The 24,890-nt window shown below is 66.5% G+C and carries 21 protein-coding genes and 1 tRNA gene; 15 read left to right on the top strand and 7 right to left on the bottom strand.

What is annotated here, in order from left to right:
* The first annotated feature begins 20 nt into the window (after positions 1 to 20).
* From NNI01S_RS35645 to NNI01S_RS34475, 3 genes are all read left to right on the top strand, one after another.
* Positions 21 to 446 (top strand): hypothetical protein, encoded by a 426-nt coding sequence (locus NNI01S_RS35645; RefSeq protein WP_063020422.1) that lies wholly within the window; start codon positions 21 to 23, stop codon positions 444 to 446.
* Positions 447 to 526: 80 nt separating this feature from the next.
* A complete protein-coding gene (locus tag NNI01S_RS13635; RefSeq protein ID WP_063020421.1) occupies positions 527 to 1,522 on the top strand; it encodes a zinc-binding dehydrogenase in 996 nt (331 codons plus the stop codon).
* A 64-nt stretch (positions 1,523 to 1,586) separates the two neighbouring features.
* Positions 1,587 to 1,748: a DUF2897 domain-containing protein gene (locus tag NNI01S_RS34475; RefSeq protein ID WP_157114758.1), complete on the top strand. Its 162-nt coding sequence runs from the start codon at positions 1,587 to 1,589 to the stop codon at positions 1,746 to 1,748.
* On the opposite strand, the gene NNI01S_RS13630 is transcribed toward NNI01S_RS34475, so the two are convergent.
* Entirely contained in the window at positions 1,733 to 2,182 is a 450-nt protein-coding gene (locus NNI01S_RS13630) for a nitroreductase/quinone reductase family protein (RefSeq protein WP_063020420.1), read from the bottom strand. The two genes, NNI01S_RS34475 and NNI01S_RS13630, sit on opposite strands and share 16 nt — an antisense overlap.
* Before the next feature lie 111 nt (positions 2,183 to 2,293).
* On the opposite strand from NNI01S_RS13630, the gene NNI01S_RS13625 reads away from it, so the two are divergent.
* Positions 2,294 to 2,367, top strand: a tRNA-Ile gene (locus tag NNI01S_RS13625).
* A gap of 309 nt (positions 2,368 to 2,676) precedes the next feature.
* Here NNI01S_RS13625 and NNI01S_RS13620 read toward each other — a convergent pair.
* Positions 2,677 to 3,837: a type III polyketide synthase gene (locus NNI01S_RS13620; protein ID WP_063020419.1), complete on the bottom strand. Its 1,161-nt coding sequence runs from the start codon at positions 3,835 to 3,837 to the stop codon at positions 2,677 to 2,679.
* A gap of 339 nt (positions 3,838 to 4,176) precedes the next feature.
* Between NNI01S_RS13620 and NNI01S_RS13615 the strand changes: the two genes are divergently transcribed.
* The 5 genes from NNI01S_RS13615 (at position 4,177) to NNI01S_RS13595 (ending at position 10,689) form a co-directional block, all read left to right on the top strand.
* Positions 4,177 to 4,494, top strand: coding sequence for a hypothetical protein (locus NNI01S_RS13615; RefSeq protein ID WP_063020418.1), 318 nt, complete (start codon positions 4,177 to 4,179; stop codon positions 4,492 to 4,494).
* Between the two features lie 540 nt (positions 4,495 to 5,034).
* On the top strand, positions 5,035 to 6,825 hold the full coding sequence (locus tag NNI01S_RS13610; RefSeq protein ID WP_245676092.1) for a choline/carnitine O-acyltransferase: 1,791 nt from the start codon (positions 5,035 to 5,037) through the stop codon (positions 6,823 to 6,825).
* A 185-nt stretch (positions 6,826 to 7,010) separates the two neighbouring features.
* Complete coding sequence (locus NNI01S_RS13605) at positions 7,011 to 8,396, top strand: MFS transporter (protein ID WP_169812963.1); 1,386 nt, start codon at positions 7,011 to 7,013, stop codon at positions 8,394 to 8,396.
* An 80-nt stretch (positions 8,397 to 8,476) separates the two neighbouring features.
* Positions 8,477 to 9,658: a pyridoxal phosphate-dependent aminotransferase gene (locus NNI01S_RS13600; RefSeq protein ID WP_084488772.1), complete on the top strand. Its 1,182-nt coding sequence runs from the start codon at positions 8,477 to 8,479 to the stop codon at positions 9,656 to 9,658.
* On the top strand, positions 9,655 to 10,689 hold the full coding sequence (locus NNI01S_RS13595) for a 2-hydroxyacid dehydrogenase (protein WP_084488771.1): 1,035 nt from the start codon (positions 9,655 to 9,657) through the stop codon (positions 10,687 to 10,689). The genes NNI01S_RS13600 and NNI01S_RS13595 overlap by 4 nt, the downstream gene beginning before the upstream one ends.
* Before the next feature lie 19 nt (positions 10,690 to 10,708).
* Here the strand turns inward: NNI01S_RS13595 and NNI01S_RS13590 are convergent, their stop codons facing one another.
* A complete protein-coding gene (locus NNI01S_RS13590; RefSeq protein ID WP_063020414.1) occupies positions 10,709 to 10,933 on the bottom strand; it encodes a DUF6374 family protein in 225 nt (74 codons plus the stop codon).
* A 179-nt stretch (positions 10,934 to 11,112) separates the two neighbouring features.
* Between NNI01S_RS13590 and NNI01S_RS13585 the strand changes: the two genes are divergently transcribed.
* From NNI01S_RS13585 to NNI01S_RS13575, 3 genes are read left to right on the top strand one after another with little or no spacing between them, the layout of a single operon-like run.
* Entirely contained in the window at positions 11,113 to 12,057 is a 945-nt protein-coding gene (locus tag NNI01S_RS13585) for an ATP-binding cassette domain-containing protein (RefSeq protein WP_063020413.1), read from the top strand.
* Entirely contained in the window at positions 12,054 to 12,815 is a 762-nt protein-coding gene (locus tag NNI01S_RS13580) for an ABC transporter permease (protein WP_063020412.1), read from the top strand. Before NNI01S_RS13585 ends, NNI01S_RS13580 begins: the two co-directional genes overlap by 4 nt.
* Before the next feature lie 51 nt (positions 12,816 to 12,866).
* Positions 12,867 to 13,505, top strand: coding sequence for a DUF4097 family beta strand repeat-containing protein (locus NNI01S_RS13575; protein WP_063020490.1), 639 nt, complete (start codon positions 12,867 to 12,869; stop codon positions 13,503 to 13,505).
* A 22-nt stretch (positions 13,506 to 13,527) separates the two neighbouring features.
* On the opposite strand, the gene NNI01S_RS13570 is transcribed toward NNI01S_RS13575, so the two are convergent.
* Positions 13,528 to 16,704 (bottom strand): ATP-binding protein, encoded by a 3,177-nt coding sequence (locus NNI01S_RS13570; RefSeq protein ID WP_218019193.1) that lies wholly within the window; start codon positions 16,702 to 16,704, stop codon positions 13,528 to 13,530.
* A gap of 289 nt (positions 16,705 to 16,993) precedes the next feature.
* Between NNI01S_RS13570 and NNI01S_RS13565 the strand changes: the two genes are divergently transcribed.
* Together NNI01S_RS13565 and NNI01S_RS13560 are read left to right on the top strand one after the other, a co-directional pair.
* The gene (locus tag NNI01S_RS13565; RefSeq protein ID WP_063020411.1) at positions 16,994 to 17,212 is read left to right on the top strand and encodes a ferredoxin; all 219 of its coding nucleotides are present in this window, start codon (positions 16,994 to 16,996) and stop codon (positions 17,210 to 17,212) included.
* On the top strand, positions 17,209 to 18,435 hold the full coding sequence (locus NNI01S_RS13560; protein ID WP_063020410.1) for a cytochrome P450: 1,227 nt from the start codon (positions 17,209 to 17,211) through the stop codon (positions 18,433 to 18,435). Before NNI01S_RS13565 ends, NNI01S_RS13560 begins: the two co-directional genes overlap by 4 nt.
* A 77-nt stretch (positions 18,436 to 18,512) precedes the next feature.
* Here the strand turns inward: NNI01S_RS13560 and NNI01S_RS13555 are convergent, their stop codons facing one another.
* Positions 18,513 to 19,481: a hypothetical protein gene (locus NNI01S_RS13555; RefSeq protein ID WP_063020409.1), complete on the bottom strand. Its 969-nt coding sequence runs from the start codon at positions 19,479 to 19,481 to the stop codon at positions 18,513 to 18,515.
* Between the two features lie 666 nt (positions 19,482 to 20,147).
* On the opposite strand from NNI01S_RS13555, the gene NNI01S_RS13550 reads away from it, so the two are divergent.
* On the top strand, positions 20,148 to 20,606 hold the full coding sequence (locus NNI01S_RS13550; RefSeq protein ID WP_063020408.1) for an SRPBCC family protein: 459 nt from the start codon (positions 20,148 to 20,150) through the stop codon (positions 20,604 to 20,606).
* 26 nt (positions 20,607 to 20,632) lie between these two features.
* Here NNI01S_RS13550 and NNI01S_RS13545 read toward each other — a convergent pair whose 3' ends face one another.
* Both NNI01S_RS13545 and NNI01S_RS13540 read right to left on the bottom strand, forming a co-directional pair.
* On the bottom strand, positions 20,633 to 22,489 hold the full coding sequence (locus tag NNI01S_RS13545; RefSeq protein WP_063020407.1) for a DNA/RNA non-specific endonuclease: 1,857 nt from the start codon (positions 22,487 to 22,489) through the stop codon (positions 20,633 to 20,635).
* Positions 22,490 to 22,934: 445 nt separating this feature from the next.
* Complete coding sequence (locus tag NNI01S_RS13540) at positions 22,935 to 24,863, bottom strand: potassium transporter Kup (RefSeq protein WP_245676101.1); 1,929 nt, start codon at positions 24,861 to 24,863, stop codon at positions 22,935 to 22,937.
* Between the last annotated feature and the right edge of the window lie 27 nt (positions 24,864 to 24,890).

The following is a 24,890-nucleotide window of genomic DNA, read 5'->3' as shown; positions in this document are numbered from 1 at the left end:
TGTGCCGCTACCGTTCTGACATGAGCGCACTCATCCTTCTGTTCGTCCTTTTGATGGTGCTGCTCCTCGTGGCGGTCCCGATCATCGTCGTGGTCGTCATCATTCGCTCGCAGCGCAACCGGTACCTGCCGCCGCCACCGTACGGTGGGTGGAACAGCGGATACCGAAGCGGGGGATACAACGAGGGGGGTTCCACAGATCCGTTCTGGGCGGCCGGCGGAGCCGGACTGGTCGGCGGATTCGACCAGCCGCACGGCGGCGGCGGGCATCACCACCACCATCACGACCACCATCACCACGGCAACGGTTGTGGCGGTGGAACCGGGAGCAGCTGCGGTGGCGGCAGCAGTTCCAGCTGTGGCGGCGGCAGCAGTTCCAGTTGCGGTGGCGGCAGCAGTTCCAGTTGCGGCGGGGGCAGCAGTTCCAGTTGCGGTGGCGGTTCCTGACGCGCGATTTGACCTCAACACGACTTCAGGTTTCATGCTGATCTTCGTCCGAGACGGCAGGAAACGACGAAGGATGTGTCATGCGGGCTGTACAAGCCGATGAGTTCGGTGGGCCGGAAGTACTTGTGGTGCGCGAGCTACCGGATCCGGTGGCCGGACCGGGGGAGGTGGTCATCGATGTGGCCGCCGCGGATGTGATGTTCCTGGACACTCGGCTGCGGTCGGGCTGGGGCACCGATTTCTTCGCGATCGAGCTGCCCTACGTGCCCGGCGGCGCGATCGCCGGTGTGGTCGCTTCGGTCGGACCCGGCGTCGACCCGGCCTGGGTGGGCAAGCGCGTGTCGACGCCCACCGCGGCCAGCGGCATCGGTGGAGGCTTGCCGATCGGCGGTTACGCCGAGAAAGCGCTGGCCAAGGCGGAGACGCTGGTCGCGTTGCCCGAGGGGCTGACCGCGACGCAGGCCGTCGCGCTCACCCACGACGGCCGTACGGCGTTCGCCGTGTTCGACCGCGCCGCCGTCCAGCCGGGGGAATGGGTCTTGATCACCGCCGCGGCAGGCGGGCTGGGCGTTTTGCTGATCCAGCTGGCTCGCGCGGCGGGCGCGAACGTCGTCGCGGCCGCGCGCGGCGCCCGCAAGCTGGAACTGGCCGAGCGACTCGGCGCGACCGCGGTGGTCGACTACTCCGAGCCCGGCTGGGCGGCGAAGGCGCGGGCGGCGACCGGGGGCGCAGGCGCGCACGTGGTGCTCGACGGCGCAGGTGGCGCGCTGGGCGAGGCGGCCCTCTCGATTGCCGCGGATGGCGGGCGTTTCCTCGGATACGGCGCTGCCGCAGGCGAATTCGCCGCACTGGACCGGGAGGCCGCGGCGGCGCGCGGCATCGCCGTCTACGGACTGTTCGACGTCACCGGCGCGGGCATCGATTGGCAGGCGCTGGCCCGGCGCGCCCAGGACGAGGTAGCCGCGGGACGCTTGGAGGTCGTCGTCGGTCAGACCTTCCCGCTCGACGAGGCCGATCGGGCGCATGCCGCCATCGAGTCGCGGGCAGCGTTAGGGCGCACTTTGTTAACAGTGTGAACAAAGCGGCGAACTGGACAATTGACGTAGTGCGCGGTCCCGGCGACGGCGCTAGGGTGCCGGGGTGGAAACTCTGCTCGTCGTCGGTATCGTCATCGTGGTCCTCGGCTTCGTGGTCGCTGTCGTGCAGTTCGCCAGCCGGCCACCGAAGGAAGCCGAGCCATGGGACGACCGGGACGACGTCGAGGACTACGACGACTGGGACGAGGACTACCGCGAGGGCTGACCCTGCTGCGCCGGGGTCAACACCACGACCGCGATGGGCCGCTTGGTCAGCTTCTGATAGGCGCTGTAGCGACCTTTGTTCACCCTGTCGACGAGCTCCCACCGCCGGGTGTACTCGGGATCATCCGGCAGCGTCGCCCGGGCCCGCACCGTCAGTTTCCGCCGCCCGACCTGGATCTCGCACTCCGGTCGCGCCTTCAGATTCGCCAGCCATCCCGGCGGCCGCGGCGACCCGCCGTTGGACGCCGTCACCAGATAGTCCGCGCCATCGCGCGCGTAGGTCAGCGCCGACGTCCGCTCCTTGCCGGACTTGCGCCCCACCGTCCGCAGCAGCAGCGTCGGATTCCCCAGCAGCAGCCGATGCCCCACCAGCCCACCACTGTTCTCGTACACCCACTGATGCGCCTTCAGCACCTTCGTGAACAGACCGGCCATACCTGACCCTCCAGTAAGTTTCCGACCCACCCACCCTAGGCCATCCCCTCCGACTGGTCCCCGGCCCACCGAACCCGGTAGCATCCCCAACGCTCGCGGTTCCCGCGGCACGGGGCGGTAGCTCAGTCGGTTAGAGCCGTGGACTCATAATCCATTGGTCGCGGGTTCGAGCCCCGCCCGCCCCACAAACCTGCCCTGAACTGGGAAACGTCGAACTCGACAGCCGAGTTGATGCAGAACAGTGCACTGGCAGCAATGTATTTTGCCGGTAGAACCCGGACGGGCTGGATCTGGACGACATCCGAGAGCTTGCGGAGGACTTCGCGACGGAGCTGCGCCGCGAGAACCGGAGCCGGCAAACCATCGACGGCTACCTCACCCGCATCAGGTACTTCCCCGACCTTCGGGAGCGCGAGCTGCGGACAGTGGCGCACTCGCGCTCACATCGGCGGCTACCTTGCACAATCACCAACGACTTCGAGAGCCGGGCACACTCACCGGTGGACGACGTCGAAGAGGAATCCCTCCATCGTGACTCCTGGTGCGAAGGAGAATGCGACGCCGGTCGAGATCGGCTGGTTCGTCTCCGTTCGACCGGTTATCCGTTCGAGCACGAAGATCAACGCGACGCTCGACATGTTCCCGTATTCGCCGAGAACCTGCCAGCTCGTCGACGCGGCTTCGGGCGGGAGGCCGAGCGATCGCGCGGATTCGAGCAAGATCTTCGGGCCGCCCGGGTGGATTGCCCACACATCGATGTCCGACTGCCGCAAACCGTTGCGGTGCAATACTTCTCCGACGACAGGTGCAACGCCGTTGTAGATGTACCGGGGTACGTTCTCCGACAGCTGGCAGGTGATGCCGTCGTGGTCGATGCCGACGGCGATGCCGTCCTCGGTGGCCTCGAACAGATGGGTGAATTTGTCCCGGATGACGATCGTCCCCGCTTCGGCCTGTTGCGCCCTGGGTTTTGCGCCGATGACGACCGCGCCGCAGCCGTCGCCGAACAGGCTGCGGATCACCGCGTCGTCGACGTCTTCGACGGGGACGGCATGCACCGAGTTGAGTTCGATGCACAGGACCATCGCCTTCTTGCCCGGATTGGCCCGGACGAAGTCCGAGGCGGTGCGGATGCCGTTCATCGCCGCCGCGCAGCCCATGAAGTTGACCACCAGGCGAGCCACCGACCGAGGTAGCCCGAGTTCTTCGACGACCGCGACGTCGACGCCGGGCGCGATGACGCCGGTGCTCGTGGCGAACACGAGAAGCCCGACGTCGTCCGGGTCGATATCCGCGAGCGCGCGCCGCGCCACATCGACCGTCAACGGAACGGCGTGGCGGTAGAACAACTGCATGCGATCCCGAATCGTCGCTGGTTTGCCGTTGGGAGCATGAAGTCGAGGATTCAACGGGTCGACCGCGAATCGCCGGGTGTTGATCATGGACTTGCGGAAAATGCGTCTGATGCGGGATCGCTGCTCCGGATCGCTGAATTGTTCAGCCATCCAGTCCGCTGCGTCGGACTGGTCGAGGACCAGGCCGGGCGCACCGGTCGCGATCGCTTCGATGACGGGAACGGTCGTCGGCGGAATCGCGTGTTCGTGCGTTCGCGCAGGCGTGCGGGTGGGAAGCGTCTGGTCGATGGCAATTGACATGTGCCCGTTCTTCCTCGCTGGAGCGATGGGGGAATGCGCACTCCAATCGTCGGCTGGCGAATACTCGGCAACTAGGCACCCAAGGGGGATGGATGCCCACCCCTGCGTCCGACGCTGGTCATCGATGTTCCTTGTCACAGCTCGCGGCCGACTCACGCTCGATGTCGCGCGCCGCGGCGATACGTCCACCTCTGGCCGTTCCGACGTCGGCCGTTCCCGATACGAATGGCGGAACGGCAACATGATCGGGCGCGGATGTTCCCGTTGGTGGCAGCGAGAGCGAAGTTCCCGGTGCCCCGCCGTGCCGCTACGATCGTGCCGACACTCTGAGAGGAAATCATGATCAAGTCGACGTCCTTCGCCGCTGTGCTGTCCGCAGCCGCTGCCGCCCTACTCTTCCTGCCCGCGGCACCCGCACAGGCGCAGTCCCTCCAGTGCGCAAGGGCCATCGAGTTGATCAACGTCGCGATCGACACGAGCGGCGGCACCCTGGACGAGGCGACCGCGACTGCGTTGTCCGACAGGCTGAGCGGCCTGGCCGACTCGGCTCAGGGCGCGGAGAAGGATGCCATCACCGCCTACGCCACTGCGCTGGTGGATGACAACGTCGCCGACCTCAACCCTTACACCGACGAGCTCAATCGCGTCTGCGCCTGATCGCACGGAATGGCCGGATCCGTCTCGCTCGTCGAAATGCGGTCCGCGGACAGGCGGGAGTAGCCGGTTTCGACCATCGGGGAGCGCGGAGGGGTCGTCCTATCGTGGCGATCGTCCGGCTGTGTGCGAGTTGCCGCCGCTCGAGAGGCGGCGGCAATGGGCACCGTGGACGCGACGAGAGGGTATGTTTCGCCCAGCGCCATGGGGCACCTGGAATTGTCACCTGGTACAGGATCGATCCATTCTTCGACCCACGCGACCGAACTACCTCGCGCTAGATCTCAGCGGCCTATCGACCGGCGGCTCGTTACCGATGGGTCGAACTCGCATTTCCGCTGCGGATGCCGGAAGGGAAGTCATCGGAAATCGTGTACTGAAAGTCGCGCCGCTGCTTCACCCGCAGTGCGCTTGCTGCAGGCGCATGGCAGGGTCGGCTCGACATAACGTAGCGAATGGTATGCCATTCGCTGGTAAATAGACTTGCCTCGACATTCCCACTGTTGGCGCCAGTCGCTGCGGTGATGATGCGACAATCTGGCGGTGAACGAGAAACTCGCCGTCGAGATGTCGGTCGGCACATTCGATTACGACGAGCAATTGCCGAGGCTGCCCATCCCGTCGCTGGAAGAAACGTGTGAGCGGTTTCTCCGGCGGTGCTCGCCGTTGCTGAACGACGAGGAAATGACTGCCACTGCGGCGCGTGTGGAGCAGTTCCTGGCGCCGGACAGTCCGGCGCGGACGTGGCAGGCCGAAATCGAGCGATTCGATAAGTCGCCCGGTGTTCACAGTTGGCTCGACGAATTCTGGGCGTCTCGCTATCTCGGTTATCGGGAAAATATCGCGTTCAACGCGAATTCTTTCTTTTTGTTCACCGACTCCGAGCGCGGGCAACTGGAACGTGCCGCCGAATTGATCGCGCGCGCCGCCGCGTACAAACTCGAACTCGACGCCGAGATGGTATCGCCCGTGACGCTGCGCGGGCGTGCGCTGTCCATGCATCAGAACAGGTGCCTCTTCTCCACCACCAGGATTCCCGGCGTCGGAAGCGACACCGTGCGCTCTGTGTACAGTGCCGCGCAACCCGGCCCGTCGACGGCCCGGCACATCGTCGTCCTCTCCCGGCGTCAGGCGTTCCGAATGGACATCTTCGCAGCTGACGGCGCCCCGCATGCGATCGAGGACCTGATCGCGGGCTTGGACGCGATCACGGGAGCAAGCCCGGCCACGGAGCCGTTCCCGGGAGCCCTGACCACGAAACCACGCGCGGCATGGGCGACGATCCGCCAAGCCCTCATCGAAGATCCGGACAACGTCGCAGCGCTCGAGACGATCGAAACAGCACTGTTCTGCGTCGCGCTCGAGGACTTCGCACCCCGAGACGAACTCGCGGCTTGTAACCAGCTCATGCATGGTGACGGCGGGAACCGCTGGTACGACAAAGCGTTGACATTCATCGTGTTCGCCGATGGTCGCGCAGGGGTCAACATCGAGGAGTCCGGCCTGGACGGGACCACCGTGGCAGGTTTCTGCGACGCGATTCTGGCGGATGTGACGGCCCTCGCGGCGGACAAGTCCGGCCGAGCGCCCGCTACTTCACCGATCGAGTTCCGTCTCGACGAGAACCAGCGGCACGAGATTCGCCAGGCTTCAGCTGATTTCGGCAAGCAAGCGGCTGGGACCGCCACGGAGGTCGTGGCGTTCGACGACTTCGGCTCGGACCGGGCGAAGCGTCTCGGAATTTCACCGGATGCGTTGGTGCAGATGGCTTACCAACTGGCGCATCAACGATCCAGAGGATTGCTCGGCAGTTCCTACGAATCCGTTGCCGTGCGGCATTACCGCCACGGCCGCACGGAGGCCCTCCGGGTGGTCACCCCCGAAGTCGTTCGCTTCGTGGCGTTGATGAACGACTCGACGGCCACCGCGACCGCTCGGGCCGAAGCGCTCCGTGCCGCGGCGGCGGCGCACGTCGCCAACACCAGGGACTGCCAGGCCGGGCGTGCTCCCGAACGGCACCTCGCGGAGTTGCAGCGAATCCAGCGGCACCGCGGCGACGCGCCGCACGAGATCTACGAATCTCCCGGCTGGAGGATTCTGCGTGATGACTATCTCAGCACCAGTGCCGTGTCCTCGGTCGATGTTCGATTCTTCGGTTTCGGGCCGATTACCGACCGATGCATCGGGATCGGCTACATCGTGAAGCCCGGCAGCTTCAACGTCTTTCTCAGCGCGCTCGAGAACGCCGAGCAGCATATGCGCCGATTCGCCCGGGAAATTTCCGTCACCATCCCGGAGTTGTGCGCCCTGCTCGAGGCGACATCCGTCGCATAGCACTGCGTGTCGATGGTTCGGAAAGAGCTACGTGAGCGGCATGGCGGCGAACACGGGAAGAACGTGCGCCTGATCGAAGCAGCGTGGACCGCCTGCGGGAGTGAGCATTCCACTCCGAAAGGCGAGCGGGAGTGAAAGCCTACCAAGAGCTTCTGGCAAATCGGACAGTACGGAATATGATTCTGTTGAGTCTGCTGTTCCGTACTGTTCTCAACTCCCAATCGCTGTTGCTGGTAATGCACGTGCGGCACACGTTGGAACTGTCCTACAGTGCTGCGGGCCTTTTGAGTACGGTGGTCTACCTGTGCATGGCCGGGACCGAACTGCGGCGCGGCCCGCGGCTCGATCGATCGGGCTTGCGGCCCACCATGGCTCCAGCGATCGTGGTGAACGGGATCTGTTGGCTGATCGCGCCATTCGCTCCGTTTCCGGTATTGCTGTTGCTCGCGGCGCTGGCCGGATGGTTCGAGATACCGGTCATCAACGTCGCAAAACAGGCCATCACGGTCGCCGCCACCGAACGGGAGCGGCGGCCTGCGCTCGCCGCGTACGAGGTGACCGCGGATGTGTCGCTGTTGATCGGGCCGCCGCTGGCTGTCGCGGCAATGACCATGTGGGACACGACGGCGGTGCTGCTCGTGGTTCGCTTGGTGGCCGTGGGTTGCGGGGTCGTGTTATTGCGACAGAACCCGCCGCTGCGCACCGATACGAGCCGAGTGTCACGACGTGCCCCAGGGCGACTCTGGTTGAAAACCGGGTTCGTGGCGCCGTGCCTCGGATACGCCGCAGCCGCTGCCGTCCTCTGCGCGGAGGAACTGAGTGTCATCAAGGTCATGCACGATTTCGACGCCAAGAGTTCGATCGGACTGATGCTGGCCATCGGCGCGGCCGGCGCCGTGGCCGGTGGGTACGGCTATGGCGCGATCTCCAAACCCATCTCGCCCTATGTTCTGCTGGTAGCACTCGGAATCGGTGTATTGCCCTGCACGTTCGCGCCCGGGACGACCGAGCTGGGTATAGCCGTTTTCGCGATCGGCGCGCTGGCCGGGGCTGTATTCCCGGCCAGTGGTGATCGAATGAATGCCGTGGTGTCCGAGGACGAACTCGGTGAGGCCCTCGGCTTTCACGCCAGCCTGATGTGGGTCGGCGTAGCTTTGGGCAGCATCGTGGCGAGTCAGTCCGTCGACTTCGCGGGTTCCTCAGGAGGCTTCCTGTCCTCGGCCGCGATCGGCATCATCGCGGGAATCGGGCTGGGACGGGTCGCGGCGCGTACCGCCCCCACGCCCGGGGCGGCCGACGAAGTGAGTCGAGCACTCGTCGTCACCGCGACGAAGCGGATATTGGACACTGCCCTCGGGGACAATCTCTATGGTTCACTCGACGCCGGACCCGGGGAGAATGACACGGCTCCCGGTCACGCCGGCCGAGCAGATTTGCCGCCCGTAGCGCCGATGAATTCGGAAGCCGCCGAATCCGGCCGGGCCGCGGCGCGATCCTTCCCGACACCTTGGACCGAAATCTCGCCGTCGTATGAGCGCAAAGGAACACCATGGAGCACGCGCCCGGTTTGATGCCGCGGTTTCGCTGATTGCTGTGGCGGTCCGAGCCACATGCGCCGGCATACAACTACCACTTCGAAGGTCTACCAACTGTGACATCTATCCGTACGCACCGTGCCGATATCTCGAATCCGCTCGGGCGCACCACGAGCACCACGTATGAGAGGCGCAGCCTCGATCGAGCGGTAAACCTGTCGGACGCTCATTGCCGTCAACCGCTGACGTCCTCGCAAATCGAGATCGTCGAGCGATTCCCAGAGCTGTTCCACGAGGCCGGAAAGCAATCGCAGTCCGAGTTGGAGGAGGCGTTTGTCGCCGCCTTTATGCGGCTGGCCGGTGAGCCGATGCATCAGGATGTATCCAGGTATATGCTGTCGTATTCCGCCTCATCCGCGATAACAATGGTGGTGAGCCACTGCGCTCGCGCGGGCAAGCGAGTTGCTCTGATCGAGCCGGTTTTCGACAATATTTCCTCGATCTTGCGCCGAGAGAACGTCGAGCTCGTGCCGCTGTCGGAACGGGATTGCACCGTCGATCGTCTGCCCGCGGCGATGGCTCGGCTCGAACCCGCGGTGGTCTGGCTGGTCTCGCCGAACAACCCCACCGGATGGACGCTGTCCGAACCGGAGTTCAGAACACTGGTTCAGTGTTGTGCCGACCGTCGTTGCACCCTGGTCCTGGACTCGTCTTTCCGCTTCTTCGCACCCGTGCCGATCGGTTGGTCGCAGTACGAGGTTCTGGAGGAATCCGGGATCTCATATCTTGTGCTCGAAGATACGGGCAAGACCTGGCCCACCCGAGAGATCAAGGTCGGATTGACGGTGTGCAGTCCGGACATGTACGCAGAGATGTACCGGCTGCACGACGATCTGTTGCAGAGCGTCTCTCCCTTCCATCTGCGGGTGCTGACGGAATTCATCGAGGACAGCTCGAATAACGGTGTAGAGCGTAGTGTCCTGCCCGCTGTGCTACAGAACCGGTCCATCCTCCGGTCTGTTCTGGCGGATGCTGGATTGGCATTCGTCACCGACATGCAATCGCCTGTTTCGGTGGATTGGCTGCTGCTGGAAGAGGGACTCGATTGCGCGGACTTCGTCCACGAGGCGATTCGGGAGGGAGTGCACGTTCTCCCCGGAACGAACTTCTTCTGGGATCAGCCGGAGCGCGGGCGGAACTTCGTGCGCGTTGCCCTGGCTCGTGATCCGCAGCTGGTGCTGGAAGGTGCGCAGTTGCTGCGAGACACCGCAATCCGGCTCGCCGCGAAGGAAGCATGACTATGCGCGCTCCATCGCGGCGGGTCTTGCTCACCGGGGTTGATGTGACGCCGGCCGATATCGAATGGCTGCGGCAGCAGAATCTCGAAGTCGAATTTCGTCGCTCCGACCTGCCAGAAGTAGAGTTGGCGCGCGCTCTGGTGGACAAGGACGCCTACATCCTGGGCGGGATAGAGCGTGCGACCGCTGCCGCGTTGTCCACTGCCGGCGACCTCAAAGTCATAGCCTTCCTGGGAGTCGGGTATCACGCATACATCGATACCGCGGCAGCGACCACGGCGGGCATCGCGGTGACCAACGCGCCCGGAGCCAACGCACGTGCGGTCGCGGAATTCACGATCGGCCTCATGCTCGATGCCTGGCGCAGGATCACGGACCTGACGACGGAAACGAAAGCCGGTCGATGGCCCGGGACCACTGGGCGCAACCTTCATGCGAAGACGTTGGGCATTGTGGGTATGGGGGCCATCGGCGCCCTCGTCGCCCGCATAGCGGCCAACGGGTTCGGAATGCGAGTGGTCTACGTGAGCCCAACGGCCAAACCGGACCTGGAACGAGACCTCGCCGTTCGCCGGGTCGAGCTATGTGAGCTGCTTGCCGAGTCCGACGTCATCAGTCTTCATGCTCCATTCGGCCCGCAGACGGACCGGATGATCGGCGAAGCGCAACTCGCGGCCGTCAAGCACGGCGCGATTCTGATCAACACTTCCGAAGCGGCGCTCGTGGATCCGGCGTCGTTGCGAACCGCGTTGCTCGACGGTCGCCTCGCGGCCGCGGCCATGGACGGGTACTACATCGTGCCCGCGCCTTCCGCCCAGGAAGATCCCCTCGGATTGATGGCCCTGGGCAACAATAGGTTTCTCGTCACGCCGCACGCGGCGGGCGCTACCGAGGACTCCCTTCGCGCGATGCTCACGGCCAATGTCGAATCCATCCGGAACATACTCGAAACAGGGGAAGATCCACGAGTGGTCAACCCTGGCTTCCGTGCTCATGCCCGTTGGTCGCCGGTGCGCGCCAGGCCCCGATGACGATGCCACCTCCAGACCGTCAGCGGTGGCGTCCTCGGTAGTCGAGGCAGGCGCGGCCGTCCGTGCTCGGGCTAGCGGGTGTTATGGCTTCCGTGTAGGCGCGCAATCCCTCGGCCAGCTTTTCGGCCATGTTCTCCAGGTGCTCGGGACCCAGGTGCTTTCCGAATGCGGCGGCGTCGAGCAGCTGCCTGCGCACGGCACTGATCTGCATGTGGGCGAACTGGGTGGGCTCGAGTTCCGGCATGCTCCGGCACCCTACCTCGAGTCGAACATGCTTTCGATAAGGACATGGTCTTGTGGCGCCGATGGCGGTCAACTCGGGCATGAGCCGTGCCGGAAGCTGTGACCATGTAGAACACCGTGTCAGCGGACGTGTCAGGCCGGTGTCAGGCCGGTATCAGCCGGGCTGGCGACAGTGGTCGTGTGAACAACACAGCAATTGCAGCTTCCGGGCTGCGGAAGGCATACAAGGACAAGACGATCCTCGATGGCATCGATTTGAATATCGGTGCCGGGACGATTTTCTCTCTGCTCGGTCCGAACGGTGCGGGGAAGACGACGACGGTGAACGTGCTGACCACGTTGCTGAAAGTCGACGGCGGCACGGCGCGCGTTGCCGGGCACGATATCGCGACCGAGCCCGACTCGGTGCGCGCGGCGATCGGAGTCACCGGTCAATTCGCGGCGGTGGACGATCTGCTGACCGGGGAGGAGAACCTGCGGCTGATGGCGGATCTGCATCATCTGCGGGCCGACGAGAGCAGGCGAGTGATCGCCGAATTGCTGGAACGGTTCGATCTGGTGGATTCCGCGCGAAAGCAGGCGTCGTCCTATTCCGGAGGTATGCGCCGGAAATTGGACCTGGCCATGACGCTGGTCACCAAGCCGGAGATAGTCTTCCTGGACGAGCCGACTACCGGGCTCGACCCGCGCAGCCGCCGCACCATGTGGGAAATCGTCCGGGAATTGACGGCAGGCGGAGTGACGATCTTCCTCACCACCCAGTACCTCGAGGAAGCCGATCAGCTGGCCGACCGGATCGCGGTGCTCGACCAGGGCCGTATCGTCGGCGAAGGCACTCCCGACGACCTCAAGCGCCGAGTCCCCGGCAGCCACATCCGGCTCCGGTTCGCCCACCTCACGGAACTGGACGCGGCGGCGCGGATCCTGCCCGACGCGACCCGCGACGACGAGGCCCTGACCTTGCGGGTTCCGGGCGACGGCGGAACCGAATCCCTGCGGACCCTGCTGAATCGGCTCGCCGAACACTCGGTCGACGCCGACGAGGTTTCCGTCCACACCCCCGACCTCGATGATGTCTTCTTCGCCCTGACCGGTCACGCCACCACGGAGGCTGTCGCACAATGAGCACCATTTCCGCACCGCTGGCCGATTCGTCGATCATGCTGCGCCGCAATTTCAAGCACATCGCCCGCACTCCGGTCACGATTTTCAACGCGGCGCTGATGCCGGTCGTGATGATGTTGATCTTCGTGTACGTGTTCGGCAACGCGTTCGACGTCGGCGAGCAGTACATCAATTACGCGACACCGGGCATGATCCTGCTGGCCATCAGTTACGGGTTGTCGGGCACCGCGGTATCGGTGAGCTCCGACATGGCGAAGGGCGTGATCAACCGGTTCAAGGTCATGAGCGTCTCCCGTGGCGCCGTACTGACCGGCCACGTCGCGGCCACCGTGCTGACCAATGTGGTGGCCATCGCGGCCGTGCTCGGTGTGGCCTTCGCGCTGGGATTCCGGTCGTCCGCGACCGCGCTCCACTGGCTCGGCGCGATCGGTGTCATGGCGGCGACGTCGTTCGCGGCAGCCTGGCTCACCGTCGCCCTCGGCATGGCCGCGAAGACTCCGGAGTCCGCGGGCATGACCGTGGTGCCGCTGATCATGCTGCCGTTCGTGAGCAGCGCGATCGTGCCCGCCGATCAGATGGGCCAGGGCATCCGGCAGTTCGCGCAGTACCAGCCGTTCACGCCGATCATCGAAGCCTTGCGCGGGTTTCTCGGCGGCCACCCGTCCGGCGGCGACACGGCCGCCGCGCTGGCCTGGTGCGCCGGATTCGCCCTGGTCGGATACCTGTGGTCCCGAGCCACGTTCGACAAGCGCGTGTAGCACGCCGACTTGTTCACACCGACTCGATTCACCCAACCGAAGGAGAACGCCATGCCCGCATTCGAGACACCGGAACCGATCGCCGTCACCGTCGACGTGCTCTCCGGCAGCGTCACCGTGATCGCCTCGGACCGTAGCGACACCGTCGTCGAGGTCCGGCCTGCCGATGCGTCCAAAAGGGGCGACGTGCGCGCCGCCGAGCAAACCCGGGTCGATTTCGTCGCAGGGGCTCTGACCGTGCAAACGCCGAGAGACTGGCGCACCTACACCCCGTTCGGCGGCAACCCGTCGATCGAGGTGACCATCGAGGTCCCCACCGGCTCGAGGCTGACGGGCACCGCCGCCGTGGGCCGATTGCTCGGCGCAGGCGAACTCGGCGAGTGCCATCTGCAGATGTCCGCCGGGGACATCACCGTCGAGCGCCCGCGCGGCTCGGTGACCGCGAAAACCGCCAAAGGCGATATCCGCATCGGCGAAGCGTCGCGGGGCGTGCTCCGGCTGGAGACATCCATGGGTGAGCTGCAGGTCGGGATCAACCCGGCCAGCGCGGCGTGGCTGGAAACCAACGCCATGCACGGCACCGTGCAGAACCGATTGCAGCCGGTCGGCCGGTCGGAGGGCAACGACGCCGTCGTGCGGGTCTACGCGCGCAACTCCTACGGCAACATCATCATTCGGCACGCCGCCTGACGCGCACGGCCGCTACGGCCGGTTACCGCCACGCTCGAGAAAGGAGTGTCGCCTCGACCAGTTCACGCCAGTTCGCCTGCGCACCTTCCCTCGTCGCCTCGGTGAATCGTGATTCACCGAGGCGATGTCGTGCTGTCTGCTCGATCCGGCCCACATCCGGTTGGGAACGATCGGGCAGCCCGCGCACTCGGGCACTCGCCGCGAGCAGGCGCGCGGCCTGCACGTCCTGATCTTCGCGCAGCGCCAGATCCGCGACCCCGACGAGCACTTGCGCGACCAGGGGCGCGTACCCCGTAGCGGACGCCGCCCGCAAAGCCGCGGTACGTCGTTCGCGGGCTTCGTCGAGACCGTCCGCGAGGTAGCCGAGCAGATCGTGGGTCACCGCTTGGACGTAACCCTGCTCCGCATCACCGCCCAGCATGGTCGTCGCGAGGTCGATCTGCCGGTACGCCTGCTCGGTGTCGCCGCTCCAACGGGCCAGCTCCGCTCGCGTCAGGGCGAGGGTGGCCAGCGCGTTCGGCCAGGCGGAGCGGTCCGCGTACCGCTGCGCCTCGGCCATGGCGGCCGCGCTCGCTTCGGCGTCGCCGACCAGCCAATACAGCTGAGCCTGGCGGGCCCGGATCAGGAAGACGTCCTCGATCGCGCCGACCTCGGTGACCACCCCGATCGCCTGGTCGAGATGTTCGCAGGCCCGGGCGAACTCACCGCGCATGGCGATTCGATTCGCCACTTCGGTGAGCGCGAACGAAATCCCCCAGCGCTCGCCGATGGCCCGGAATTCGGCGAGCGCGGTCTCGAGGTACTCGTCCGCCTCCCGACCCTCCTGGCCGAGCGCGATCCGCGCCTTGCCCAGTTGGAGCCGGGCCAGCGCCCGCACCCAGAGGTCGTCGTCGGCGAGCAGCGGTTCGAAGGCGGGCAGCAACGCGTCCGGACCCTCCAGCATTCGTTCCATCGCGGCGACGAAGCCCAGCAGGGGGTACCCGCTCCGGCTGCGCAGGCTGGCCCGGTAGGCCTTGTGGATCCATTCCTCCACTTGGTGTTCGTCATTCGGCCCCGAGTTCAGGAAATGCACGACCAGCCCGTACACCCTGGCCCGCATCTCGTCATCCGCTTCGCCGGGCAGGTCGGCGGCCGCGGTGATCAGCTCCATGCCCTCGGCCTTGTGCCCGCTGAGCCACCAATACCAGCCGGCGGCCGCCGCCAGCCGCGTCGCCCCGGCGGCGTCACCGGCCGCCAGCGCGCCCCGCATCGCGACCGCGATGTTGTCGTGCTCGGCCTCGAGCGCGGCCAGCCACTCCAACTGCTCGCCGCGGCGCAGATGCGGCTCCGCGGTGTCGGCCAGCCCGGTGAAGTACGCGAGGTGCGCCAAGCGCGCCTCGTCCGCTTCCCCTGCTTCCACGAGCCGGTCCAGGGCGTACTGCTTGATCGTGTCGAGCATCCGGAAGCGCGGCCCGCTGTCCCCGGCGGTGAGCAGAAGCGATTTCTCGGTGAGCGCGGTCAGCAGTTCGAGCACCTCCCACTGCTCGACCGTCGCGTTCTTCCCGTCCTCCTGCTCTTCGGTGCCGCCTCCCGTGCCCGCGCAGACCTGCTCGGCCGCGTCCAGGCTCGCTCCGCCGGAGAACACCGCGAGCCTGCGCAGGACCATTCGTTCGGCGTCCGTGAGCAAGTCCCAGCTCCAGTCGACCACCGCTCGCAACGTCCGGTGCTGCGGGATCGCTGTCCGGCTGCCGCCGGTGAGCAAACGGAATCGATCGTCGAGGCGGTCGGCGAGCTGATCGAGGGACATGGTGCGCAGTCTGGCCGCGGCCAGTTCGATCGCCAGGGGTATTCCGTCGAGCGCCCGGCAGACACGCGCCATCGTCGACAAGGTGCGGGCATCGACCGCGAGATCCTTGCGCACCGCGCCGGCCCGAGCCCGCAACAGCTGAACGGCCGGGGCGGACTCGATCTCGCCGGGATCCGCGTCCTCTGTAGGCAACGCCAGTGGCTCTACCTGCCATAACGCCTCACCCGTGATGCCGAGCGGTTCCCTGCTCGTCGCGAGGATGCGCAGCCGCCGGCATTCCCCGAGCAGCCGGTGGGCGAACGCCGCCGCGGACTCGATCACATGCTCGCAGTTGTCCAGGATCAACAGCGTTTCGCGCTCGCGGATCGCCGCGATGAGCCGGTCCATCGGTTCCGCGTTCGGCGCGCCGCCGAGCAGGGCGTCGCGGAGCCCGAGCGCGGCGAGCGCCGATTGCGCCACGTCGCCACTCGCGCCGACGGACGCCAGTTCCACCAGCCAGGCCCCGTCCGGGAGGTCGTCGAGCATGGTCCGCGCTGTTTCCAAGGCCAGCCTGGTTTTTCCGGAGCCACCGGGCCCGGTCAACGTGGTGAGCCGATGGTGCGCGATGAGTTCGCGCACGGCGGCGATGTCGGCGTATTTGCCGACGTACTCGGTCAACTCGGCCCGCAGGTTCGTCTGGGGGTCGTTCGTCTCCGCCCGCACTTCGCCGCGCAGCAGCGCGACGTGCAAGGCGGACAGCTCGGGGGAAGGATCCACGCCCAGCGTGTCGGCGAGCGCCTCCCGCGCGCGCTGGTACGCGACCAGCGCCTCGGCGCCACGACCTGCGGCGGCGAGTGCACGCATGAGCGCGGCGACGAGCCGTTCCCGCGCCGGATGCCGGGTCACCAGCTCGGTCAGTTCGGCGACGAGCTCCGTACCCCGCCCGAGGCGGATCTCCGCTTCGTATCGATCCTCCATGGCGGCCAGGCGCAGCCCCTCGAGCCGGGTGACCACGGCGTCGAACGCTGCGCTGTCCTGCATGCCCACGTCCTGCATCGGGGCGCCGCGCCACAACTCGAGTGCTTCGCGCAGCACCTGGGCCCGATGCGCGTCGTCACCGCCGCGGGCCTGGCCGAGAAGTTGTTCGAACCGCACGGCGTCCACAGCGTGGGGTTGTACGGCCAGCCGGTATCCGCCGGCATGCCCGTCGAGTGACCCGTCCGGCAGCACCCTCCGCAGCCGGGAGACCAGTGCCTGGAGGGCATTCGCCGCGTCGGAGGGTGGCTGCTCACCCCAAATCCAGTCGACCAACGTCGTTTTCGGGACCGCGCGACCGGGTTCGAGCGCGAGGGCGATCAACAGCGCCCGCAACCGAGCACCTGGCACGTCGATCGATCCGCCGCCTTCCATCCGGATCTCGAGCGGTCCAAGCATCCCGATCTGCACCGGACCATTCTGCCGTGACGATCGGCGGTCGGCGGTGCCACCCGTCCCCCGGATGGCGACCACTGCGATGAACGTCGTGTCAGCGGACGTGTCAGGGCGGTGTCAGGCCGATATCAGCCGGGCCGGCGACAGTCTTCGTGTGAATAGTTCAGCAATCGCATCCGGACAGCGAAAGGCCCACGGGGACAGAACGACCCTCGCCGCTGTCGCGCTGCGCACCGCCGCGCTCGACGGTGGTGCGCCTCCCCTCCCGATCGCCCGAGCGCAGGGGTGACCCGTGGAACTCGAGCTGGACCGGGAGCGCTGCATCGGCGCAGGCATGTGCGTACTGACCGCACCCGGCGTATTCGACCAGGACACCGCGGACGGCCGCGTGGTGGCGCTGGACCCCGCACCCGGGCCCGATCTGGAGCCGGCCGTCCGCGAGGCCGCTCAGGTGTGCCCGTCCGGCGCGATCACCATCGCGCGGCAATCCATACGAGAGGAAAACCGATGAGTCAGACAGTTCCGATTCCGCACGGCCTCCCCTTGGAGCGCGACGCGGGTCCCTTCGATCCGCCTCGCGAGATCACCCGGCTGCGCGACGCTCGCCCGGTCAGTCCCCTGGTCTTCCCCGACGGTCACGAGGGCTGGCTCGTCACCGGCTACGAGGCGGTCCGCAGCCTCATGGCCGACACCCGGTTCAGCTCCCGCCAGGACATCGGCATCGTCCACGTGCCGTACGAGACTCCCGGCATGCCCGTCGCCACCGAACCGTCTCCGCAGGTGCCGGGTTTGTTCATCGCCATGGACCCGCCCGATCACACCCGGCTGCGGCGCAAGCTGATCGGCGCCTTCACCGTCAGGCGGATGAAGCAACTCGAAGAGCACATCATCGAGATCACCGAGCGGCAACTGGACGCCATGGCGCGCCTGGCCCCGCCGGTCGATCTGGTCAAGGAGTTCGCGCTTCCGGTGCCCTCGCTGGTGATCTGTGAGCTGCTCGGCGTCCCCTACGCGGACCGGGAGACCTTCCAGGTCAACTCCGCCAAGTTCTTGGTCAAGGACCAGACGCTCGACGAGAAGATGGCCGCGTACGGCGCGATGACCACCTACCTGGCCCAACTGGTCTCGGCCAAGCGCGCCGAACCCGGTGACGACATCCTGTCCGACCTGGCCCGGCACGACGACCTCACCATCGAGGAGCTGACCGGCATCGCCTTCCTGCTGCTGCTCGCCGGCCACGAGACCACCGCCAACATGCTCGCACTGGGCACCTTCGCGCTCTTGGAGCATCCCCAGCAGCTGGCCGAATTGCGCGCCGACCCGGGTCTGGTTCCCGACGCCGTCGAGGAACTCATGCGCTATCTGTCCGTTGCCGACATCTTCTATCGCTACGCCACCGACGACATCGAACTCGGTGGCGAGACGATCGGCAAGGGATCGACCGTCGTGGTCTCGTTGCTGGCGGCCAACCACGACCCCCAGCGCTTCGACAACCCCGACACACTGGACATCCACCGCAAGGCCCGCGGCCACCTGTCCTTCGGCCACGGCGTGCACCAGTGCCTGGGCCAGCAGCTGGCCCGCATCGAGATGCGCGCCGGTTTCGCCGGACTGCTGCGCCGTTTCCCGACCCTCGAGCTCGCCATCCCCGCCGGCGAGGTGCGGCTCAGGACCGACATGAATATCTACGGCGTCCACGAATTGCCGGTCGGCTGGACGGAAACGGCCGGGTAGCTGTCGGCCGGCGTCGAACGGCTTCACCGTCGGACCGGCGTGGGCCCGCGAGAGCCGGTCTTCTCCGGGCGGGGCGTTCAGCGGTTGGCCGCGCGCTCCGGGCACTCCCACGGTTCGTTCTGGGAATCGGGATGGCTCTCGGCGTATTCCCGTACCCGCTTCGATCGGGAGACGCTGACCACGGAGGAGTCGGCGGGAACGATCACGGCGAAGCCGTTTTCCGCAGACCATTTCGCGGGCACGAGAACCCACAGGTCGCCGCGCACCACAATCGATCGGAAACATTGATAGCGGAATGCGGGCGGCTTGCCCTGCTGGGTCACGACCAAGGTCTCGGCGACCAGATTCCTCGGCACGTCGAGACGCTCGTCGGTCACGACCGAGACCACCGATTCCTTCGCCCAGAGATTGTGCGCGTCGAGTTGCGCGGCGTCCTCGCCGAGGCGGGACGCGAAGGAATTCATCAGGCCGAACAGCGCCAGCAGGCTGACGGCGATCGCGAGGAGCTGGCTCACCCGTGTGGTCGTTCCCCGGGTGTCCGGCTCGGTCGTCGAGGCGGACAGGACCCAATAGCCGCCGACCACGAGCAAACCGCCCACAGCGAGCGCGCCAGGGGAGAAGGCCCAGGCGATCAGGGAGAAATGGGGTATGCGCCGGGGCGACACCGCCGCGACGACTCCGATGGCGATGAGCACAGCTCCGAGCGCGAGCCCGGCCCGGCCGATGTTGCGCACGAGCACCGGTCGTCGGCCGGTCTTGATGAAGCGGCGTGCGTAGACCCCTATCCACGCCGTCACAAACCACCCGACCAGAAGCAGCAACAGTGGGGCGTACAGCACGCTGACACTTCCCACCACATAGTCGCTGGAGGTGAATCCGAGGGCGTCACAGTCGACGCCGAAATAGGCCAGTCGCTTGCGGGTGTAGACGTAGCCGAAGTAGTAGCACAACGCGGTGATGATCGTGGTCGGCGCGACGATCGCCCCGATGACGCCGAACCAGCTGTGGATCATCGCGGGTGTGGTCTGAGCCGATCGGGCGGTCATGTCACGGACTCGCGGGTGTGCCGCCGGAGGGCTCCGGGACGGTCTGCGGATCGGATTGCTGTGGCATGGGGCCGGGGGATGGTAGTTGTGTCGGCTCCTGCGGAACTGTCGGTCGGTTCGGGTTCACCGACGGATCGGTCGGACGGGGACCGGCGGGACCGGTCGGGAAGTCCTCCGGGGTAGGGAACACATTCGCGCCGGAAGCGGGCGCCCGGGAAGGTGGAGCGGACGCCCCGGTAGGCGAAACCGTAGGGACGGCCGGCCCGGAAGTGCGGGCGGGCGTCGTGGTAGACGGGGATGTCGCCGTCGGCGGTACGGGCGGACTCGGTGGCGCCTCGGTGCCGCCGCTCTCGCAGGCCGCGAGAACCAGCAGTGGTAGCGCGAGCGCCGAAAAACGCAAAGTCAGGCGAAGCGCTCTTGTGGGGTCTGGTATTTCGCTGGTCGATGACCGCATCGGAACTCTCCCAATCCGACTTCTCGTGCTCACTGGGAACACTGCCACGGCGACGAAATAGCTCACGCGTAGCCGACTACCTGACTTCGGCACGCGTGTGGGCGTGACATCGGTATACGCATGTAGCCGGTGATTGCGAACCAGGAACATGTTGACGGATGCGAAGCGGCCCGGGCAGAATCGGCCGGGTTGGAACCGGGGGTGGAGGAGTTATGCGCGTAAAAACCGATATCCATTTCACCGTCGCCGTCGAACCCGGTCAGGTCTTCGATGCGATCGCCGCGATCGAAATGCTCCCCGAATGGTCGACGTATTCGGATGCGCGCGTGGCCACCCGAGACGAATCCGGGCGGCCGCAACGGGTTTACGTGACCGCCGAGACGCTGCTCGGCCGGTCCGACCTGCAAGTCCTGGAATACGACTGGACCGATGACCGAGTGTCGTGGCGGGTCATGGACAGCTGTGTCGGTCTCGGTGGTGGCGGGTGGTTCGAAGTGGCCGCGGACCGCGCGGGATCGCAGGTCTGGTATCACACCGAGCTGCACTCCTCCCTGCTGTTACCCGGACTTCTCCTCAAGCGCAGCGTCCGCCGGGAGAGTGAAACCGTCGTGCAGAACTTCATCGAATTCGCCGAAGGATTCACCGCGCCCCCGCAATCGCGCGCGGTATAGCGGTCACCTATCGCGCCGGCCCGGACTCACCACTGGATGTCCGCGGCCGAGTTCAACGGGGCCGCGACTTCTTCCGGCGCCAATTGCAGATCCGCCTCCCGCAGCGCTTGCGGGAAATGGAAGCGGGCGCGCTGCTCGATCTCGGTCAACGGGACTTGGAAGACGCGGAACTCGTCGAGATCGAGTGCCTCCAGCTGGTCCAGGTTCTGGCTCAGCAGGAAGCCGCGGGCCTTCAGTTCGCCGTTGTCCTCGAACGCGATGACCTTCCAGAACTCGCGCGGAATCCTGACCTGCCGGAATTCCCGGTCGTCGTCGGTGAAGACCGGGCCGCCGAACGCGCTGACCTTGAGGTCGTCGACTGTGGCGTCGGCGAAGACGGCGTCCTCGAGCCGCCCCCAGAGCCCGCCGCGCATGCTCTGGTTGAAGTCGTCCATCTGCGGGGTGATGTTGGTGTAGAAGAACGAGTCCGTGTTGGCTTTCGCCGCTTCGGGCATGCTGCCCCAGAGCAGATCCGCGCGGCGCGCGAGGTGGCCGCGATCGAGCCGATCGTCGCGGTAGAGCTCGTTGCCGACCTGGGCGTCCGCGTCGAGCCGCGGGTCCTTGACGAAATCGATCTTCTTCCGTGAGAGCTTCTTGATCGAGGCTCCGTCGATATTCCAGGCCACCCAGATGGCGAATCGGCGGGAGCGCCGCATCGCGAGGGAGAAGTGCGTGTAGTGCAGGACGTCCGCGCCGTCGAGTGCGGTCGCCACGTCGGGGCGGATCTCGGCGTCCACCTCGGGCAGCGGGATCGGTGAGGCGAGGAAATGCGGGTCGTATCCGGCGACGACCGCGACCTCCTCGGCGGCGGGCGGGATCAAAGTGATGCCGAGCTTCTCGAACACCGATTGCGGCAGGCAGGCCAGCGCGTGCTCGTCGGTGTCCGAGCCTGTCTCCCCGGCGAAATGCAATCCGGCCAGGACGGTGCTGGTCGTGCCGTCGGGCAGTTCGAACAGCCACGCCGCCCCGGAATCCCCGCCGCTGCTGATCTCGCCGTCGGACGGTGGATGGCCCGGATCCGGCCCGATCTCGAAGCCGCCGATGCTCTTGCTGCCCACGCCGCGATAGTCGATCTTGGCGACCACGTCGACGCGCCGCACGATGCCGTGGGTGACCGCGGTGGTCCGGCCGCTCTTGATCACCTTGTCGCCCAGCTCGGGGTCCCCGAGGCGGTCCGGGACGACGCCGAGCCCGCTGACTTCGCCGCTGAATTGCCGGTTCTCGATGACCGCGACGGCGCAGTCGCCCGCCGTGCCGAGATGGGACCTGACGAGCTTGCCGAGCCGATTGCGGTCGATGCGGTTGTCGTCGCGCGGACCCGGCTGCACGACGTCGTCGCCGAGCCTGCCCGCCGAGGTGTGCAGGACGTGCCAATTGCTCAGTACGTACGGCGTCCCGTCGTCCCGGTCGTAGACCACGCAGCCGATCGTTCCGGCTGTGCTGGCGGGGTGGGCGACGCTGATTCCGGGGACCACCGGATCCAGGCGCGTCTTGCGCTCGGGCGCCACCGCTTCGGCGACCAGCCGGAAGGCCGGCTCGAATTTGCGTTGCAACACATCGGTGGGCACTTCGACCCCGTCGACGGTGACGGTCTCCGGAATCGTCGACGTGCCCAGCGCTTCGAGTTCCTCCGGTTCGGACACCTTCTCGTTCACGGTGAACTGCACCGCGATCTCGCCGGTCGGCTTCCCGTCGACTTGCTTGTATCCGACGCCGATCGAGGAGATATTGGGGTCTTCGAGGAAGTTCTCACCCTTGCTGCGGATGAATTTGCGCAGTGCGGTGCGAAGATCGTTTTTCTCGGCGGGCGTCCGGCGGGCGGATGAGTTCTTTTTCGCAGGCATGGGTGACTCCGTGTTCGAGGTTCGCTGTGGTGGGACGTCGTCGTCGCACCTGCTTTGCCATCGTCGGATCACCGCATCGGCCGCACACGAGTAGCGAACTACTCGAAACAGGGGTGTGGCAACACCGGGGTAAACGTTTGCTCGGGTAAGCGATACCGGGGGAACAATTAGAGTTGCGCTGTCGCCCTTACCGACGTTCGGCGAGCGCAGTCGCTGTCGCGGTCACGAGCGTGATTCCGGTCGATTCCGGGCAATCCGCGGGTCAGCTTCGCTGGGGCCGGGGTCGGATCAGCAGATCATCCAAGGGATTCCGCTCGGCCGCCGCGGCGAGCCCGGCGACATCGCCGAGGTGGTGGGGTTCCGGACGTCGGAGGCGGCCCGCTGGATCATCGGGGCGAGTGTGCCCGCCGGTGGGGGAGCGTGCCGGACCGGATCAAGGCGGTCGCTATATCTCGATGTGCGCGCCCATGATCACCGTGCGTTCGCGGGGCAGGCCGAACTGCTCGGCGGCGTCGGCGGTGATGTAGGAGGTGGCGATGAACAGCCGCTTGCGCCACGCGGCCATCGTGGGTTCGGATCCGGCGCGCAGCTCGATCTTCGACAGGAAATAGGACGCCCGGTCCAGCTGCAACGGCCCTTCGGTGTCGGCGGGATCGAGCAACGCCAGCGCGCCGGGCACGTCTTGGGCCTCCATGTAGCCGAACCGGGCGCAGACGTGGATGATCCCGTCTTCGGTATGGCCGAGGGGGTCGACGCTGACCCGCTCGCCGGCCGGAACGCGGGGCACGGGCTCGGTCTCGATCGACATGATCACCACATGCGCGTGGCGCACGTGGTTGTGCTCGGCGTTGGCCCGCATGGCCAGCGGCGCCGTTTGCTTGCCGCGGTTGAGGAACACGGCCGTGCCGGGGACCTGGAGTATCGACGGATCGTCACCGGCGTGCAACCGATCGACGAACTCGCGTAGCGACCCCTCGCGCCGTTCGCGTTCGGTGCTGACGATCTCGCGTCCGCGTTGCCAGGTGGTCATGACGGTGAACGCGGTGAGACCGATCAGCAGCGGCAGCCACGCACCGTGCGCGAGCTTGGTGAGATTGGCCGCGACGAACAGCAGATCCACCGCTACCAAGGGGACCGCGCCCAGGGCGAGCAGCCACAGCGGGACATCCCACCGGGCGCGGGCGACGTAGAAGAACAGCAGGGTCGTGATGGTGATGGTGCCGGTCACCGCCATGCCGAACGCGTAGGCCAGCGCCGCCGAACTGCGGAAGGCGAACACCAGGGTGAGCACCGAGACCAGCAGCAGCCAGTTGATCCACGGCACGTAGATCTGCCCGACCGTGGACTCTGAGGTGTGCGCGATCCGCAGCCGGGGCAAGTAGCCGAGCCGGGCGGCTTGGGACGCCACCGAGTACGCCCCGGTGATCACCGCCTGCGAGGCGATCACCGTGGCCGCCGTGGCCAGCAGGACCAGCGGCAGGCGACCCCACGACGGCATGAGCAGGAAGAACGGGCTGCTCACATGGCCGGGGTCGGCGAGGATCAGCGCGCCCTGGCCGAAATAGCTGAGGATGCACGCCGGGAAAACCAGGATCAGCCAGGCGCGGGTGATCGACCGGCGGCCGAAGTGACCCATGTCGGCATACAGCGCCTCGGCTCCGGTCACCGCGAGGACGACCGCCGCCAAGGCGAAGAACGCGATGCCGAAGTGACCGAGCAGGAAGCCCAGCGCGTAGGTCGGCGACAGGGCTCGCAGGATCTGCGGATGATCGGCGATCCCCGCCACCCCGCACGCGCCGATGGTCACGAACCAGACGATCATCACCGGCCCGAACACCCGGCCCACGGCCGAGGTGCCGCGGCGCTGCACCAGGAACAGCGTCACGATGATCACCGCGGTGATCGGTACGACGAAGTCCCCCAGCGACGGCTGCACCACCTCGATGCCCTCGACCGCGGACAGCACGGAGATCGCCGGAGTGATCATGCTGTCGCCGAAGAACAGGGAAGCGCCGAAGATGCCCAGCGCCGCCAGTACCGCGGTCTGCCGCCGCCCGTGTTGCGAGCCCCACCGCCGCAGCTGCGTGATCAGCGCCATGATGCCGCCCTCGCCGTCGTTGTCGGCGCGCAAGGCAAGCAGGATGTAGGTGACCGTGACGACGACGGTCACCGACCAGAACACCAGCGAGACCACGCCGTACACGTTGTCCGTGCTGACCGGCACCGGATGCGGGTCGGCGGGGTTGAACACCGTCTGGATCGTGTAGATCGGGCTGGTCCCGATGTCGCCGAACACCACGCCCAGCGCGGCGATCACCACCCCGAGTCGCGCGGTGTCGTGCGCGGTCGTCGTGGCAGGCGCCGCCGCTCGCACCTCGTCGGATGTGGTCGTGTGCTGCTG

This window comes from Nocardia niwae NBRC 108934 = DSM 45340, from assembly GCF_001613465.1.
Lineage (GTDB): Bacteria > Actinomycetota > Actinomycetes > Mycobacteriales > Mycobacteriaceae > Nocardia > Nocardia niwae.
Note: the sequence above shows the minus strand (reverse complement) of the source record. Positions and strands in the feature narration are given on the sequence as shown.